This is a genomic window from Arsenophonus sp. aPb (assembly GCF_029873475.1).
In the GTDB taxonomy this organism is placed as follows: Bacteria; Pseudomonadota; Gammaproteobacteria; order Enterobacterales; family Enterobacteriaceae; genus Arsenophonus.
In genome coordinates, this window is the sequence record NZ_CP123502.1 from 12,162 (window position 1) to 29,965 (window position 17,804).

The following is a 17,804-nucleotide window of genomic DNA, read 5'->3' on the forward strand; positions in this document are numbered from 1 at the left end:
AAAAGTAAACAACTTTAATAATTTTTTTATGATAGAAACAATGGCGGGGATCACAAAATACAAATTTGTTTTATTTCAGTAAGTAACTCTACACAACTTTATCTTTTAAGAGGCTCTGTTGCAAAATCGGTTTATTGATAATGTTCCTTAACAATTAAATCAATGGTACTCAGCATAAATGTTTTTTAAAGGCCGACACTTTATTTATAGCATTGTCATTTTGACAGTAACGATGGTACTGTCAATACGTATTAGCTATCACTAATTACAGGAGCAAATAACCACAGTTGAATAATGCTCTGTTTCACCCCTTTCGCTCTCAATATAAGCCTGTTGTATTAATTCAATTTTCTGGCCTTTTTTGTTGGGTACGATTCCTTTTACATAATCTAGTAAAGTGGATACTCCTATGTTGCGATATTCCGTACGTAGCTTCTGAGTTATTTGCTCATTCAGGTACCAGGTATTCGTTCTGATTAAATGATTTACAACAACCATGTCATAGTCTCTTAAAACCATGTTTTTGGGTTGTTCGGTAAGCTTAATCAACATAGCGTTGCCGCTTAACAAGCTCAGCTTGCGTTTATTAAGATTCGCGCCGATAATAAATTTACAGTGTGAATGTTGCAGGGATGAGGCGATTTCAGTTTCGGTGAAACCCAGTTCCAGATAAACAAAGCACATCAATAGCACCAGAAGGCGATCGCTCAGTTGCATTTCGTAGGTTATATCACTACCACTGCTGTTTCCTTTATAATCGAGCCCATGAACCGTGTTGTCCCGGATCTTTTTGATTTTGATGAAATCATCATCTGTAAATGTGATAGCGTCTTTAAGGGCAGGGCTGATTTCTCTCATTAATTTTTCATACTTTTCTCTTAGTGTCGGAAATATCGTATTTTTTGTATTCAGAATACATTTTTTCATGCTATCAATCACGATTTGGTTATCACCAGAAATATTTTTTGAGCTTTTAAAAGTATCAATAGTTTTCTCTAGCTCTTTTTTGAAATCCTTACATAGATTGTTTTCCATCTTCAATTTTTTTTTAGTTGTTTTCACACCCGCATACATCTCCAATATGACGACTCTGGATAAAATACCATATTCCCATACGGCCATTTTTCCGTATGAAGGCAGAAGCCGTTGCCAGATATCTCGAGAAGTGTTTTTACTGAAGTATTGAGTAAGTATACTGACCCATTTATTTTCATTAGTCAGGTATGCAAAAGGAAATAACGCCTCAAATGCGTATTGCAACGGCTGCTGCGCGTACAAAACTGTCGGAAAATAAAGCCATTGATTTCTTGTTGGATCGTCATGATTAAAAATCCAGATTTCACTAACAGATAGTGAATTACCTATCAGCAGGGAAAATAAGTTCCTGAGCTCATGAGATACTTTCTTACATTCCTCAAAAGAGAGATTTTCCTTTTTTTTCTGGATAACTAGCGTGTGCTCAATACTGAAATGACTATCTACAGGAGTCTCGTTATGAGTATTGATGTGGTAATTGGTAGAGAGGAGATAATCTTCAGAATCAAAGCTGAATAGCTTACTGATTTTTTCAGTACTGATATTTCGCTCAAGACAATCACCGTTAAGAATAAAATTTCTATTTCCCTCAATCCAGACTGATATTCCCGTCAGATGAAGTTCAAATTTATCAAAATGCGGAAGCTGCTTGCCCATAGTAATGTAATCAGCTGAGACAATTAAATCATTCGTCAACTTTATTTCATGAAGGGTGTAAGTTTTAGCGTCACGGAGTGAGGTACAAGTAAGTTTTTTATTATCACGGACATATACATAAAAATCAGGTAGCGCAGGTGATGCCCCACTTTTAACCCGAAACTCCGGAATCCTCCCGAAACCACCAAAATGTAATGTACCATACAGCGTTTGGCTATCCACATCTATGATCACATCAATTATTTGTTCCAGGTAAAAACTATTGCTCCTGACTGTCATATTACAGTTCCTACTGAATGATATTGGCTATCACTCTAAATGAGGTATATCTGGTAAACAATATTTTTGAATATATAATCATCTGTTATTGCACAGAAGCCCCATACTATGTTTGCAACAGTACCGACTACGAAATCCTTTCAATTGATAGTTACGAATCTACATAAGACTTAAGTATTTCGTGCATCATTTCATTAACACTTACGCCTTTCCTTTTGGCCTCTTCCTTGATTTCATTATATAAAGAAGGTTGTATAAGCATTTGCACACGCTTACTTTTTGTTTCTATAAATTCGGGATTTTTCTTCATTGGAACGGTTTTAACTACTTTTTTTTCTTCTTTCTGATGGTGTTTTTTTGATAATTTTTGTTTAGCATGTTCAGTTACTGATGAAAAATCTTCCGCACCTTCCACCATGCTAATAAAAGCCATTGCCGGGTTAGCATTAACAAAACTTTTCTTACTCATTGGTTAATATCCTTCCAGATCTGTTTCATTAATGCGTCATAATCCTGTGTAGCATTACTTTTAGAATTGTAGCTAAATATATCCTTCTTCATAGCCTGTGCTTCTCTAATAGCTACTGCTTCTCTTATATATTGTGTGTATACATTTGTGTGTAGATGCATAGCTGTATCTGTAATTACTTTCTGCAAGTCACGACTTAATATGCTACGTGTATTGTGCTTCGTTAATACAATACCAAGAACTTTTAGATCTTTATTTGTATAGCGCTTTACTGTTTCTATAGTCTGTCCAAGCTGAGTGATTCCCTGCAAGCTAAATATATCCGCTTGTGCAGGTATCACAGCGTAATCACTGGCTGTTAAAGCATTAATTGTGATTATATTTAAGCTTGGAGGAGTATCCATAACTACAAAGTCATAGTCAGTTAAACCAGCTAAAGCTTCTTTTAATCTGTATTCTTTCCCTGTCTGAGTTAATACCGCATCAACATTAGCTAGTGAAGGTGTAGAAGGGATAACACTAAATCCGCTTGTTGTTAGCTGTGCTTTATCTGCTCGTATTTTTCCTGTTTCTAATACTTCTAAAGTGTTGTAATCACTATTTCCTGCTTCTAAAGCGTATGTAAGGTTTCCTTGTTGATCTAAATCTAAAAACAATACTTTTTTATTTTTTTTTACTTGTATCCATACACCTATAGCTTGTGCTGTAGTGGTTTTCCCTACTCCGCCTTTCTGATTTATGATTGTTATTACTTTAGCCATATATTGTGCCATTAAATGCATGCTTACATGTGTATGTGTATGTGTATGTGTATATTATAAGCTATTATTTTTATATATTCTATTAATCCAAAATTTTTTAATTATCGATACAATTTAATGTTTATCAACACATATTAATACTTACATAAACATACATATATACACATACTTATACCAGCATACACATATTAACAATCACAATCAGACATATCATTAACAGAAAAGATAAAATTTGCATAAACACACATAATTAAAAGTATACCAACATAAGTACACACACTAACATATACACATATGCTCATATATTTATCAGTATACAGATAAATATATAAGTAATTTCCTTAAGTTATCTATAATAACTATTTATTTAATAATGATTTTTTTATTTTAAAAACTTCGCGTTTTCCTTTCTCTTTTTTGCGCGAAACTTCTGCTGACGATATATCTTGCTGGCGATTTTTAAACGTAACTTTTTCTGTCAAAGGATCAAATAAGATTTCATAATCAGGGAGATCATTTGTTTTAGCTAGTTGCTTAATATTAAATTTAAATTTTGAAGAGGTTGCAGTACTACCTGTCTTCAAATGAAGTTTTTCCAAAGATATGGAAAATTCATGCTGATTACCACAATGTTTTCGAGCAATTTCATAAAGTCTCCTATCAATAGCTTTACGAATACGAAAGTAATCAGGACTAATTTTGAGTATTTTCTCTTTAGTTATACCTTCATATAACCAATCAGGGAGAGTTATTTCCACCATCCCAATTTCTAATTTTCCCTTTTTCTCATCCAAAATTCTCCAACTATCAATCAACCCAAATCCTACTGATTCTTGTTTATCGGAAGAATAAATAATATTCGTTGTTATTCTTGTACCAGCCAATCTCTCTAAAGATTTTTCAAGTTCCTTATAAGTTCTACCGCCAATTTCTCGATTAGTCGTAACGAAAAAATCGTAAGGCGTGAAAGCTATTGTTCTACTAATTGGTTGATGATCGTTTATCGCTTCTAATAATTTTGAAATAGCATAAATCCAGATGTCTTTATCGAAAACAGTTGCCAATCCTGATGAAGTTGGTTTTACAGTAACAGTAACCGCACCATTTTTATATTCTCTATCCCTAACATCACCTGCTTTCAATGCAAAAAATGGGTGCTCCATGCTGGCTAATTCATCACGAAATGTTGAAATATCAACATCATCCGCGATAAAAAATTCGAGCTGCTTATGTTTATGGGGACGTAATGTTTTCAAGTTGTATTTTCTCGATTTCTTTGTAAGATCTAACATAGCCGCAATCCTAGTGCAATTAGGGTTGTTGGTTAGAGCCGTTCAAGTGTTAGTAGCATTTGAGCGGCTTGCCAGTTTTTGGGATTCAGGAATCAATTTTGGGATTCAGGAATCAGTTTTTGGGATTTAGGAATACGCTTTTTCTAAAATTTATACTCAAAATATTGGGATTTAGGAAAATATTACTGGGATTCAAGAATAATTCAATATTAGTATTGTAGCTTAAATCACATTTTTTACTTTTTTTAATGTGGATAACTCGTTTTCAATACTGGGATTCAGGAATAAATTACTGGGATTCAGGAATAAATTACTGGGATTCAGGAATAAATTACTGGGATTCAGGAATTTTAATCAAAAAAAAACACATAAAAAACATGAAGATATATCAAGTTTTTTTACCCTTAACTTCTTTTAACTATACATAACTATATTTAACTGTCTTTTTTGTTCACTTTTACTGTGGATAACTTTCTCAAGACAATGTGAACATTTCACTTAACGTTCTAATAAACTAAACTTAGTCCTAATAGAGCAAATTTTAATCAATTGAGTAACCCAATCTATTTTTGAACTCTGATGACATTCCGCTTCCTCGCACGTTCGCTCGCTAACGCTTCGGTCACTTAGCTGCGGTGAGCGGTAGAAGTTTTTAAGACAATAAATTTTTCTAGCGTTTAAACACGCTAAGAACGTTTCTAAGAGGTTTTCTTGGATAAAACATCTAATCCTATTAGACAATTTTAAGTTGTTCATGTCGTCTATTAAAAGGGTAAAGTAAAGTATGGTTGTTTTTTTATGTTTATTGTATGTTGTAACTAATTATTTTATGAGCTTTACGCTGATTTTTGAATAGGCCTTACTAGCGCAAAAATGAAAATGTGACGTTCTACTAGTAATGATATAATTTATATGCGGTATAATAAATACAATAACTTAAATGCGATAGCGCGGAGAGAAAATGTTCATTCGAGCTTATTTGAGGGCATCAACGGAAGATCAATTTGCCGATAGGGCAAAGAGATGCTGGAGCAGTTCGTTCAGGAACGAGGGCATAAAGTAGCCAGCTACTACCGGGAGAATATCAGCGGTACAAAACTCGACCGTTTAGAGTTGGGACGTTTACTAATGGAAAGTCACCGTAATGATATTTTACTGGTTGAGCAAATAGACCGATTGACTCGATTAAGCAATAGTGACTGGATGACGCTGAAAAAACAAATTGAGCAACATGAATTACGGATTGTCACCTCGTGGCAAGCGCTGCCAGATAGAGAACCTTCGCAGACTGAACCGATCACCCGCGCGGTGATAACTGCCATCAACAATATGCTTATCGACCTGATGGCAGCCATGTCACATAAGGACTGGCTGAGTCGCCGAAAACGACAAAAACAGGGAATTAAGCGCGCGCATATGCTGGGTAAATATCGAGGGAAACAAGCTGATCAGAAACGGCACCAAAAAGTAATATACTACCGTCAGGTGAAAAAACTCAGCATCCGAGAAACAGCAGAAGCAACAGGCTACAGTGCTTCGCAGGTTTGCCGTATTCAAACTCTTTATAAAGAAGTGGTGTCTGATTAAAAAGTAGTCTTAACGTACAATATTTCCGTTTCCTAAACGGAGCCCTAATCGGCTCATCAAGAACAGCATCATCTGCTGGAACTATCTTTATCTTGCACGCCAACTCGAAAAGGCAACGGACACCGAGGTCAGAGAAAACCTAATCCGAGCGATAGCAGCGCATGTTCCCATGACTTGGGCTCATATCAACTTGCTTAGCGTGCTTTATTTTCCGTTTTCTGAGGCGACCCCTTATCGCTTGTTGAAGGAGTTAAAGGGGTATCATTGTTTTATTATGAGATAATTCATGTTGTAACTAAATTTTGATTTTGTCAAACTAACAGAATAATTATCTTTTGTTACTCAAATAGTGTAATAATATGTCGCTAATTTAATAATAAATTATTTTTTAATATGATCATTTAACTTATTACCGAATCAATAAAATATTAGTAAAAGGGTATTGTATGTCTCTCAAATTGCAGACTGAGTCTCCCGCTGAAAATGATATATTTCGAGGTAACAGCCATAAAAAGGTCGCCGAGAAAATGGCTGAAATAGTAGAACAACAAGATATTGATATCGTTGGGTTAGAAGGGGAGCTTGGCTCAGGAAAATCAACGATACTTAAACTCCTGAAAAAAGAACTCGATAGTAAATTTATTTTTATTGATTTCGATGCGGAGCTTTACCAGCATGGTTCGACTAAAAAAGCTTTAATAGAAGTTATTCATGAAGGAATAAGTAAGCAAAAAAACGTCGACCAAACAAAATTAGATAAATTCAAGAATCAAGCCTTAGGTAATATTGTAAAATATGATAAAAAAGTGAATAGTAGAATCAGTTGGTGGACAATAACATTTATTATCTTTTCTTTCTTAAGTCTTCAAATATTTCGTCCTCTACTAGTAGATTTAAATAACCTTATATTAAAGAATCATGCAAGTTTTTGGATAATAGCTATTGAAATCCTTTGTGTAATATCACCTGTTATTCTACTACTCTATCTTCTACTGCCATATTCTCGAAAAAAAAATAAAATTCCTTCTGTTGGAGATCTTTTTAAACGAAATAGCATAGACAGAATTGAGGAAACTTGGTTAGTAAATAAAGAGGTCGGTACGATTGAACTAACGGAAGCTCTTAAAGGATTTACTTCAAAAGGGACTATCCTAGAAGATATTCGTATAATTCTCATTATTGATAATTTAGATCGCGTTAGCTCAGATAAAGTCAAAGAACTTTGGAGCGACATAGAGCTAATTGCAAATACAACGCACAAGCATTTTAAAATTATTGTACCTTACTCCGCGAAACAAGTTACCGCATCTCTTGCTGTAGATGGACATAATGGAAGAGAATTCATTGTAAAGCGTATCCCAATCACTTTTATAACACCACCATTAATCACTGCTGGTTGGCAGGAAGCTTTTCAACAACTTTGGAAAGAAACAGTGGATCCATCAGATATCTACTCTTGTAAAGAAGTCTCTCAACTACTGGAGTTATGGAAACCGATTGAATATCCATATATAACACCGCGATTAATGAAAAAATTTGTTAACGATATTTATATTCTTAACCTAACTATCACAGCATTAGAAAAACACCGATATATTCTTTTTGCATTATACATTCTCGTTGTAAAATACTCTGATCATGATATTAAAATATTACTTCGTACTCCCAAAAAAGAAACAGAAGAAGACAAAGATAAACTTAATACAAAAATACAATTAACTATCAAACAACTCTCACGAATTTTTAATAATGATACTCGCCGTTGGAATGAGTTTTTCATGAGTATTCATTATCAAACTGATATTGAATTAGCTAGAAGTGAACTTTTAGATAACCCACTTGTAGAAGCTATTAATACAAATAACACTACGCAATTAGAAGAACTAATAACCTGGTGGGGATTCAGCCATGCTTGGCGACGTATTATGCAGAAAATAGAAATACGCAACGCTTTAATAGCGATTTCGGAATTAAAAGAAAATACATTAGATTTGATAAAAAATGAAATTGCCATACTAGTCGATATGTTTAACGCTAATTTTGCAATCTTAACAAAAGAACCTTCAGATAGAGATCTGAATCAAAGTTTATTACATTTATTAAATTCTGGGAGAATAGAACAAGAACCTTTTTTAGAACGACAAAAAAATTTCATTATTGATGAACTTGATAAACTTCAGATTACTGACAAATATGATGATGAGGTTATTATTGAATTATTAAAAGATGCTAATGATTATTCTCAAATTTTTAATAAAAACCTATTAGGATTAATTAAAAATAAAATAAATGGAGAAATCTATGCAAATTTTCTTTTTCCTTATGAAGATGAGCTTTCTAACCTTAATATTAATAGCCTTAAACTTACGAATGACAACATAAAAAAAATGCTTCTTTGTATTCTCAATAATGAAGAAGGCGATCTTTTCAATCCTAACGTTATCAGACATATTAAACTTTCCAATACTATTGTTAGGGATATCATTGACAATGAAGAGGTACATAATCAAAATAACAACACTCTATCAATGTTAAGAAATGATGAAATCAACAATAATAAATTTGGTTTTAGAAAGGTAATCTTAAATCCTGAATGGGATAAATCAAATCATTATCAATATTATAAAAATAAAATAAATGCAGAAAAACAATTTTCAACTGAATTTGCTGCTCAAGCTATTACACACATGATAAAGGTCAGGGATTTTTCATACTTAGAACAATATAATGAATATATCAATAATAAAGAATTTATTATATTTATGGAATTTTATCTTCGTTATTCACTATCATTAGATAATGTTATTAATGAATTATCCAATGACTCTATTTTACCCTACATAGAAAATGCTGTATGTAAAATTATTAATGATTGTAATGTAGATAATATATCTATTATTAAATATGTTAGTAATTATTATGATTTGATTAAACAAAAAGTACCCAATTCCAAACCAATGACACTAGTAAAAAAACAAGAAAAATTATTATTAGATCAATTAAGATCAGAACATATACGAGATCTAGATAAGGTTTTTCTAACTGATCTTCTCGCACTAAACGAATTACCAGAGATCAATAATAAATTATATATCTTGGCTCAGGATATTTTTAACAACGAGGAAAGATTACAATTTGCCTTAAAAGAGATAAATAGTAATAGGCGATATATTTTGCAACATATGATTGATATAGAACATTTTATTCATATGGATATCAATACAATAATATTTGCAAACTTATTTAGATATGGGTCAGAAGAAACTATAAATAACATCAAAAATATTCATTTTTTATGGTCATGTTTGGAGGACGTACAACGCCGCGAAATTTTAGATGAACTTCATGATGTTCTTTTAGAGAGGCAAACAGCACAAAATAATCGCATTAATATCATTCATTATTTTCACACAGAACTAACCTTTAAAGAAATTGAAAAAGAAGATCATCGCAGTATTGCCAACCTATTTAATGCAGCGTTAAACGATGAAACACTAATAGATTGGCTTGATAAACAAAAATTTAACTTTTCCAGTTGGGCAAAAGAAGATCAAGAAACAGTTTTACACTGCATTATCAATAATAAAAATAAATTTCCAACTTTGTGTAAAAACTCTATATTTATTAGAAATCGAATTAAAAATGAATATGCTAAAATCGCCATAAGTGAAGAAGAAATTTAAAAAATAATAATAAATTACTTTTTATATAATTAAGCCTCCATTAAGATATAAAAAATAAATAATGGAGGCTTGCTATTTTAAAATTATAAAAACCTATTCACCTATATCAGAATGACCCTGCTCAAATTCCCACTGAATTCCATATTGGGGTAGCCACAGAATTCGGAAAATATAGCACGCTAAGCAGATTGCAGTGGTCGTAGCGGCCTAAACTTACCTAAGCCGATCTTGGTATTGCTACGCCACAGGTAATCCCCTGTCAGGTTGATGTGCTCCCAACCCAGCGGCGATAGGTATTGTAATAACGCATCATCAACGATATGTCCTTTGGCACGTAATCCATTCACCACACTTTCCAGATAAACTGTGTTCCATAGTACGATGGCGGCAGTCACCAGGTTAAGACCACTTGCTCGATAACGCTGTTGCTCAAAACTGCGGTCTCGGATTTCCCCAGACGATTGAAAAACACAGCTCGAGTTAAGGCATTACGAGCCTCCCCTTTATTCAATCCTGCGTGTACGCGGCGACGGAGATCAACACTTTGTAACCAATCCAAAATGAACAGCGTGCGCTCGATACGTCCCAGCTCGCGTAGGGCGAGTGCCAGACCATTTTGGCGTGGGTAGCTGCTAAGCTTCCTTAACATCAGGAGGCCGTGACCGTGCCTTGCTTTATAGAGGTCGCCAACCGCAAAATTTCATCCCAATAGGAGCGGATGAGCTTGATGTTGAGTGTTCCGCCAATCATTGATTTCAATCCCTCATAGGTGACATCTCGCTTTGTAATGTAGAGCTTGGTCTCTCCAAGGTCACGTATGCGCGGGCAAAGCGAAATCCCAATAGGTGCATCAACGCGAAAACGTGATCGGTAAATCCTGCCGTGTCGGTGTAGTGCTCTTCGATTCGAAGATCTGATTCATGATAAAGCAAACCGTCAAGTACGTAGGTTGAGTCACGTACACCGACATTGACCACTTTTGTATGAAATGGCGTGTACTGATCAGAAATGTGAGTGTAGAAGGTCCGTCCTGGACTACTGCCATATTTGGGATTGATGTGTCCCGTGCTCTCCGCCTTGTTGCCAGTGCGGAAATTTTGACCGTCAGATGAAGACGTGGAACCATCACCCCAATGCTCGGCAAACGGATGTTGGTATTGTGCATTGACTAACTCGGACAAGGCTGCGCCATACGTTTCGTCTCGGATATGCCAGGCTTGCAGCCAAGCAAGTTTGGCATAGGTGGTGCCCAGACACGATTCAGCCATCTTACTCAGCCCCAGATTGATCGCGTCGGCAAGGATTGTCGTCAGCAACAAATTCTTGTCCTTAGCCAGAACACCCGATTTCAAGTGTGTGAAATGCCGTGTAAAACCAGTCCATTCATCGACTTCAAGCAGCAACTCAGTGATCTTGACATGTGGTAGGGTTCTAGCGGCTTGATCGATAAAGAGCTGCGCGTGAGTGGGTACCGCTGCATCCAACGGAGTGATCTTTAGGCCAGAGGCTGTGATGATGGCATCCGGCAGTTCATTTGCTTTCGCCAGGCGATTGACAGCAGCAAGCTGCGTTTCCAAACGCATCAGCCGCTCATTCAGATACTGATCACAGTCGGTAGTTATGCCCAGCGGCAATTCTCCTGCCTCTTTGAGGCCAGCAAATTTATCGGGAGGAACAAGGTAGTCCTCAAAATCCTTGAACTGGCGAGATCCCTGCACCCAGATGTCACCGGAACGCAATGCGTTCTTCATCTCCGATAGCACGCATAGCTCGTAGTAACGTCGATCGATGCCGACGTCGGTTATCACCAACTTCTGCCAGCGAGGCTTGATGAACCCCGTTGGCGCATTGCAAGGGACTTTGCGGGCATTATTCTTGTTCATACTACGCAGCACATCGATAGCCTCCAATACATCTTTGGCAGTGGGCGCGGCCCTCAACTTGAGCACAGTGAGGAAGGCTGGAGCGTAACGGTCAGTGTGGTGTATCCCTCCCCGAGACGATGCAGGAAATCGAATTCTTCTGGCTGCGCGAGCGATTGTGCCTCTGTCACGCTTTTTGCAAAGGCTTCCCAGGATATGACTGTCTCAATAGCAGTAAACGGATCATTGCCGGCCTGCTTGGCTTCGAGCAATGCTTGGCCTATACGGCCGAATAATCGCACCTTGGCATTAATTGCCTTTCCTGATGCTTGGAACTGTTTCTGATGTCGCTTCTTGGCATCATTGAACAGCTTACCCAGGATACGATCATGAAGGTCAATAATTTCATCGATGACGGTGGCCATCCCCTCAATGGCTAGCGCAACCAATGTCGCATAGCGACGTTGGGGCTTGAACTTGGCCAAGTCTGCGGGGTCATCTGTCCTCCTCACGGGCAATCTTCAGTAATCGGTTTTGATGGATCAGCCGTTCGACACCAATAGGCAGATCGAGTGCCTGCCATACCTTGAGTCGTTCGATATGTTCCAGCATGTGCCGTGAATTAGGTTTTACTGGTGATAAACGGAGCCAAGCCAGAGTAGTAGTTTTACTGTTATCCCGCAGTTTGAGCAGATCGTCGAGACGAAGACGGTGCGAGTCTGACAACGATTTGGCTAAGGTATCGTAGATACGTCGATTGGCATGGGTAAGTCCTTCAGCACAAGCCCTCTCAACAGCATTGATGGCTGGCAAAATAATTGATCGCTGCCGCAGATAATCAATTAATGCGTTCACCATCACAATGCCCTTGTCGGTTTGCATAGCCAGCTCAGTCATGGCATGGACGGCCTGCCGGTAGTAGTTCATGTTGAATAGCTGAAAACCGAACATTGTTTGCAATTCAACCAGATGTTCGCGCCGTGTTCGCTCCCGCTGCCCATACTCGTCCCAACTTTCGATACTAACCTCAAGCTGGTCGGCAACCAATTTTAATAAGGGCGGAAATGGCCGCTCATCGATACCAAGGACGATGCCGGGAAAGCGCAGATAGCAGAGTTGCACCGCGAACCCCAGGCGATTGGCTGCTCCTCGACGCTGTCGGATGATGGATAGGTCAGTTTCGCTAAACGTGTAGTGACGGATCAACTCATCCTTGTTATCAGGCAACGCCAGCAAGCTTTCGCGCTCGGCGGTAGAAAGGATTGAACGGCGAGGCATACAGTTTCCTTTTTCTTGAAAACGAAGGTTTGCGAGAATGTCTTTTGTTGTCCTTCGACTGTACGCAATATCAATACGTTACTGTTCTCAAAAACCATTCTTGAAACATTATTCTCAATTTACTACCATTTCAATGAGTTTCGAGAGTCAATTGTTCATAAAAATCCTGTCATGCAATGGAATTACGGAGAAGAATTACAGTGTTAATTGGATATGCAAGGGTATCTACAGAAGAACAAAATTTAGAGTTGCAAAAAGATTCATTAGTAAAACATGGCTGTCAGAAAATCTTTGAAGATCAAATAAGTGGTACCCGAGCAAACAGGCCAGGTTTAGACAAAACATTGGAAATGTTGAGAGATGGAGACACTTTAGTTGTATGGAAACTAGATAGGCTTGGGCGTTCTGTAAAACAGCTAGTAGAGCTAATCGATAAATTACAGCAACGGGGAGTTCAGTTTAAAAGCCTCACAGACTCAATAGATACTGGGACATCTTCCGGTAGATTCTTTTTCCATGTGATGGCTAGTCTTGCTGAGATGGAGCGAGATCTAATAGCAGAGCGAACCAAAGCTGGACTAGAAGCTGCACGTTTACGAGGCCGGAAAGGTGGTCGTAAACCCAAAATGACCGAGAGCAAAATATCCTCAGCAAAGCAATTGCTGGCTAATGGAGTCCCCCCAAAAGATGTCGCAAATAACTTAGGAGTATCTATTCCGACACTGTATAGATGGATCCCCGCCTCTAAATAGGCTTAGCGTGCTATATTTTCCGAATTCTGAGGCTACCCCAGATAGCAAAGAAGAACAGCAAAACCAAAACGGCTGGCAGGTTTACGGTGAGCATTAATAAATGCCAGATCCTGCTCACTGAAATACGCCATTCGTGTCAGCGTTAACTCATTGTCCGGTAATGCCAGTAATGATTCTCTTTCCGACAGAGAAAGAATTAGCCTCCGTGCCATATAGTTTCCCTCATAAATTATTCGGTGCGGTATTTTTAACAAAAATGCTTATCGCATAAGGGTACACCCTAGCGCTATAACCAAAACGTGACGACACTCCACTAATGAAATAACCTAAATGCGATAGAATAAATGCAATAATCTAAATGCGATAATGTGGTAAAAAAATGTTTATCAGAGCTTATTTAAGAGCATCGACGAAAGATCAGTTCGCCGATCGGGCAAAAGAGATGTTGGAGCAGTTCGTCCAGGAACGGGGACATAAAATCGCCAGCTACTACCGGGAGAATATCAGCGGCACAAAACTTGACCGCCCGGAGCTGGGACGCTTACTGATGGACAGTCACCACAATGATATCTTGCTGGTCGAACAGATAGACCGTCTGACCCGTCTGAGCAACAGCGACTGGATGACGCTGAAAAAGCAGATAGAACAACACGAGCTGCGGATTATTAGTCTTGATGTGCCCACATCATGGCAGTCGCTGTCAGATAAAGATTCTTCGCAGGTTGACCCGATCACCCGCGCAGTAATAACTGCTATCAATAACATGCTAATCGACCTGATGGCTGCAATGTCACATAAGGACTGGCTGAGTCGCCTCCAGCGACAAAAACAGGGAATTGAACGGGCACATACGTTGGATAGATACCGGGGAAAGCAGGCAGATCGGGAACGGCATCAGAAAGTGATGTACTACCGGCAGGTAAAAAAACTCAGCGTCCGCGAAACGGCAGACGCGACAGGCTACAGTACTTCCCAGGTTTGTCGCATTCAGGCCTTCTATAAAGACGTTGAGTCTGATTAAAAAGTAGCCTTAACGTACAATAATTTTCGATATCCAAACTGACCCCTTAATGGTCACTTTAAAGCCAAAAATTATATCAATAACAAAATTAACTAATATAATTTGCAATATTTCAGTTAGATACTATTGTTCATAACAAACAATCAATAATTAACGATTATTAAAATAATTTTTAACAAAATAAAAATAATTATGTAATTTTTTGTAATAGGATATTGGTCGTGAAAATAATCGATACAATTATTGCAGATGTAAAAATTATAGAACCCTCTGTATATACTGATAAACGTGGTTTTTTTCTAGAAACATACAAAAAAACACGTTACCAACAATTACTCAATATTAATTTTGATTTTGTTCAGGATAATTATTCACGCTCAACGAAAGGTGTGTTACGTGGACTACATTTTCAAAAGAAAAACCCTCAGGGTAAATTAGTTCGTGTAGTTAATGGTACAGTGTTTGATGTTGCTGTCGATATTCGGCCAAAATCCATGACATTTGGCAAATGGGTAGGAGTTTTTTTATCTTCAAAAAAGAAAAATCAATTATGGATCCCTCCAGGATTAGCTCATGGTTTCTGCGTACTTTCTGATATCGCTGACTTTGAATACAAATGTACAGATTATTACTATCCTGAACACGAAGGGTGCTTATTATGGGATGATGTAACAGTGGGGATTAAATGGCCTATCGATACACCTTTATTATCACCAAAAGATAGGAATGGTGTCTCTTTGTTGAAGTTATTGAAATGAAAGTATTATTAACTGGAGGAAAAGGTCAATTGGGTCAAAGTCTTAACAGAGTATTTCCCTCTGATTGGGTAATTTTATCTACAGATAAAGTTATATTGGATATATCAATAAAAAGACATGTTTATGAGGTAATTTGTTCATTTAAGCCTGATATCATTATTAACACTGCGGCATTTACTTCTGTCGACGCCGCTGAAAAAGATATTGAAAGCTCAAAGTTAGTCAATTATTTTGGTGTCAAATATATTGCTTGTGCTGCACAAAAATATGGTTCAAAGTTAATTCATATTTCAACAGACTATGTTTTTGATGGTAAAACTAAATCTGCCTATAAAGAAATTGATAAACCTCAACCATTGAATATATATGGTTCAACAAAGCTAGCTGGAGAATTATTTATTACTGAAAATAACGTAAATTCATATATTATCAGAACCTCATGGATTTACAGTGAATATGGTAAAAATTTTCTTAAGTCTATATATAATCTACTTCTTAAGAAAAAAAACATTCATATAGTTGGAGATCAAATTGGATGCCCAACTTATGCTCCACATATAGCAGACCTCATTATTGCAATTATTAAAAATAATACTATTTCGCCTGGGCTATATCATTTCTGCGGGGATAAAGTTATTAGTTGGTATGACTTTGCCTGCGAAATAGCACATTTGATGGGCGCTGACAAATCTTTAATAATGAAAATTGATTCTAAAGATTATAAGTTTTCTACTATCAGACCGTCCTTTAGTGCATTGAGTTGTAATAAGCTAGAAAGGTACGGATATAAGAGATCAAATTTTTTGTATGGTATTACTCACTCCATCGATAAACTAATGAATTTTAAATGAGAATATATGATTATTTTTATTAATGAAATAATTTATTATCATCAAGTATTGATGCAATTGATCTACCAACAAATTACAATTCGATATCGGAGAACAATTTTTGGTTTTTTTTGGACATTGTTAAATCCGTTATTGAATATGATTGTTATTACAGTTGTTTTTTCATTGGTAATGAAATTTCAGATCAATGATTATGCGATTTTTTTGTTTTCAGGAATGATTCCTTGGTCTATCTTCTCAACTTCATTAAGCCAAGGATGTATCGCATTAATTACAAATGAATCTTTATTTAAAAAAATATATTTACCAAAACAGTTATTTATCATATCAATTATTATCTCAACGCTAATAGATTCTCTATTAAGTACAGTATGTCTTTTTATTATTACCTTATTTATAGGTGTAAAAATTTCTATAGTACTATTATTCTTGCCTGTCGCATTTTTAGTATTGATTACCTTTTCGCTAGGATTAGCATTAATATTATCTATTGCCACAGTATATTATCGGGATGTTCAGCATTTAATAGGAACATTATTGCAAATATTATATTTTGCCACACCTATAATATATCCAATAAACATTATACCAATAGAATTTCACTATATATTTGACTGGAATCCTATGTCATTTTTCATTGAATTATTTCGTGATCCAATCTATTTACATAAATTACCGAAAGTAAATTCTATACTAATTTGTTCATTCCTTTCATTAGTTAGCATAATGTCAGGTATTTATTTTTTTCGTTCTAATGATAAAAAAGTTATTTTTAGGTTATAACTATGACTTCCGAAATCATTTTGCAAAATGTAGGGCTTGATTTTATAGCTTATAATAAAAAATTAACTATCAAGGAATTTTTTATCGATTTTTTATCAAAAAAAAATCGTCAAACACAAGAAATATTTTCTGCATTAATTAATATTAATTTACATATAATACAAGGAGATAGGTTAGGTATAATAGGTTTTAATGGAGCGGGGAAAAGCTCTTTACTAAAAATATTAAGTAAAATATATTCTCCAACTACAGGCACTATCAAAGTGAATGGAAAAATTGCTCCATTATTAGAAATTGGAGCGGGATTTAATAATGAGCTTAGTGGTCGAGAGAATATTTATCTAAATGGTACTATCCTTGGTTACACTAAACAACAAATTAAAAATATTGAAAATGAAATTATCGAATTTTCCGAGCTAACTCAATTCATTGATATGCCGATAAAGCATTATTCGACAGGTATGTATATGAAATTAGCGTTTTCTATCGCTACTTCTATTAAACCTGATATTTTAATTTTAGATGAACTTTTTGCAGGTGGAGATCTTAATTTTATAAAGAAAGCTCAAACAAGAATAAAAACCATGATTGAGAATGCAAATATAATAGTCTTTGTTTCTCATCAAATGGAACTTCTTCTTGAATTATGCAATAGAGTAATTTGGATTGAACATGGCTGTATTGTTGCAGATGGTAACCCAAAGCAAATTATAGAAAGATATTTAAATCAATAGTA

12 protein-coding genes and 2 pseudogenes are annotated in these 17,804 nt (G+C 36.0%); 7 read left to right on the forward strand and 7 right to left on the reverse strand.

Going from position 1 to position 17,804, the window contains the following annotated elements; translation table 11 throughout:
• Positions 1 to 261: 261 nt before the first annotated feature.
• The 4 genes from QE177_RS15375 to QE177_RS15390 form a co-directional block, all read right to left on the reverse strand.
• Positions 262 to 1,971, reverse strand: a complete 1,710-nt coding sequence (locus QE177_RS15375) for a HEPN domain-containing protein (RefSeq protein ID WP_280552654.1) — start codon at positions 1,969 to 1,971, stop codon at positions 262 to 264.
• Between the two features lie 151 nt (positions 1,972 to 2,122).
• Positions 2,123 to 2,440, reverse strand: a complete 318-nt coding sequence (locus QE177_RS15380) for a hypothetical protein (RefSeq protein WP_280552656.1) — start codon at positions 2,438 to 2,440, stop codon at positions 2,123 to 2,125.
• Positions 2,437 to 3,201 (reverse strand): ParA family protein, encoded by a 765-nt coding sequence (locus QE177_RS15385; RefSeq protein WP_280552659.1) that lies wholly within the window; start codon positions 3,199 to 3,201, stop codon positions 2,437 to 2,439. Before QE177_RS15385 ends, QE177_RS15380 begins: the two co-directional genes overlap by 4 nt.
• Positions 3,202 to 3,560: 359 nt before the next feature.
• Positions 3,561 to 4,493, reverse strand: coding sequence for a replication initiator protein A (locus tag QE177_RS15390; protein ID WP_280552661.1), 933 nt, complete (start codon positions 4,491 to 4,493; stop codon positions 3,561 to 3,563).
• 961 nt (positions 4,494 to 5,454) lie between these two features.
• Here QE177_RS15390 and QE177_RS15395 point away from each other — a divergent pair.
• Together QE177_RS15395 and QE177_RS15400 are read left to right on the forward strand one after the other, a co-directional pair.
• Positions 5,455 to 6,080: pseudogene (locus tag QE177_RS15395) on the forward strand (recombinase family protein).
• A gap of 446 nt (positions 6,081 to 6,526) precedes the next feature.
• Positions 6,527 to 9,763: a P-loop NTPase fold protein gene (locus QE177_RS15400; RefSeq protein ID WP_280552663.1), complete on the forward strand. Its 3,237-nt coding sequence runs from the start codon at positions 6,527 to 6,529 to the stop codon at positions 9,761 to 9,763.
• A gap of 179 nt (positions 9,764 to 9,942) precedes the next feature.
• Here QE177_RS15400 and QE177_RS15405 read toward each other — a convergent pair.
• Positions 9,943 to 12,903: pseudogene (locus QE177_RS15405) on the reverse strand (Tn3 family transposase).
• Positions 12,904 to 13,103: 200 nt separating this feature from the next.
• Here QE177_RS15405 and QE177_RS15410 point away from each other — a divergent pair.
• A complete protein-coding gene (locus tag QE177_RS15410) occupies positions 13,104 to 13,655 on the forward strand; it encodes a recombinase family protein (protein WP_280552375.1) in 552 nt (183 codons plus the stop codon).
• 32 nt (positions 13,656 to 13,687) lie between these two features.
• Here the strand turns inward: QE177_RS15410 and QE177_RS15415 are convergent, their stop codons facing one another.
• The gene (locus QE177_RS15415) at positions 13,688 to 13,867 is read right to left on the reverse strand and encodes a DUF4158 domain-containing protein (RefSeq protein WP_280552585.1); all 180 of its coding nucleotides are present in this window, start codon (positions 13,865 to 13,867) and stop codon (positions 13,688 to 13,690) included.
• Positions 13,868 to 14,034: 167 nt separating this feature from the next.
• On the opposite strand from QE177_RS15415, the gene QE177_RS15420 reads away from it, so the two are divergent.
• The 3 genes from QE177_RS15420 to rfbD all read left to right on the forward strand — a co-directional run bounded on the left by QE177_RS15420 (position 14,035) and on the right by rfbD (position 16,285).
• Entirely contained in the window at positions 14,035 to 14,676 is a 642-nt protein-coding gene (locus tag QE177_RS15420) for a recombinase family protein (RefSeq protein WP_280552587.1), read from the forward strand.
• A 221-nt stretch (positions 14,677 to 14,897) separates the two neighbouring features.
• Positions 14,898 to 15,434: a dTDP-4-dehydrorhamnose 3,5-epimerase gene (gene rfbC, locus QE177_RS15425; RefSeq protein WP_280552589.1), complete on the forward strand. Its 537-nt coding sequence runs from the start codon at positions 14,898 to 14,900 to the stop codon at positions 15,432 to 15,434.
• Positions 15,431 to 16,285, forward strand: coding sequence for a dTDP-4-dehydrorhamnose reductase (gene rfbD, locus QE177_RS15430; protein WP_280552591.1), 855 nt, complete (start codon positions 15,431 to 15,433; stop codon positions 16,283 to 16,285). The genes rfbC and rfbD overlap by 4 nt, the downstream gene beginning before the upstream one ends.
• 191 nt (positions 16,286 to 16,476) lie before the next feature.
• Here rfbD and QE177_RS15435 read toward each other — a convergent pair whose 3' ends face one another.
• Positions 16,477 to 16,782: a hypothetical protein gene (locus tag QE177_RS15435; RefSeq protein WP_280552593.1), complete on the reverse strand. Its 306-nt coding sequence runs from the start codon at positions 16,780 to 16,782 to the stop codon at positions 16,477 to 16,479.
• A 288-nt stretch (positions 16,783 to 17,070) separates the two neighbouring features.
• Here QE177_RS15435 and QE177_RS15440 point away from each other — a divergent pair, with 288 nt between their 5' ends.
• Entirely contained in the window at positions 17,071 to 17,802 is a 732-nt protein-coding gene (locus tag QE177_RS15440; protein ID WP_280552595.1) for an ABC transporter ATP-binding protein, read from the forward strand.
• Positions 17,803 to 17,804 lie beyond the last annotated feature (2 nt).

Excerpts from the sequence above, each read along its gene's own strand:
- QE177_RS15415 (WP_280552585.1), bottom strand. The coding sequence starts at position 13,867 with ATGGCACGGAGGCTAATTCTTTCTCTGTCGGAAAGAGAATCATTACTG.
- QE177_RS15390 (WP_280552661.1), bottom strand. The coding sequence starts at position 4,493 with ATGTTAGATCTTACAAAGAAATCGAGAAAATACAACTTGAAAACATTA.
- QE177_RS15385 (WP_280552659.1), bottom strand. The coding sequence starts at position 3,201 with ATGGCTAAAGTAATAACAATCATAAATCAGAAAGGCGGAGTAGGGAAA.
- QE177_RS15375 (WP_280552654.1), bottom strand. The coding sequence starts at position 1,971 with ATGACAGTCAGGAGCAATAGTTTTTACCTGGAACAAATAATTGATGTG.
- QE177_RS15380 (WP_280552656.1), bottom strand. The coding sequence starts at position 2,440 with ATGAGTAAGAAAAGTTTTGTTAATGCTAACCCGGCAATGGCTTTTATT.
- rfbD (WP_280552591.1), top strand. The coding sequence starts at position 15,431 with ATGAAAGTATTATTAACTGGAGGAAAAGGTCAATTGGGTCAAAGTCTT.
- QE177_RS15400 (WP_280552663.1), top strand. The coding sequence starts at position 6,527 with ATGTCTCTCAAATTGCAGACTGAGTCTCCCGCTGAAAATGATATATTT.
- QE177_RS15420 (WP_280552587.1), top strand. The coding sequence starts at position 14,035 with ATGTTTATCAGAGCTTATTTAAGAGCATCGACGAAAGATCAGTTCGCC.
- QE177_RS15440 (WP_280552595.1), top strand. The coding sequence starts at position 17,071 with ATGACTTCCGAAATCATTTTGCAAAATGTAGGGCTTGATTTTATAGCT.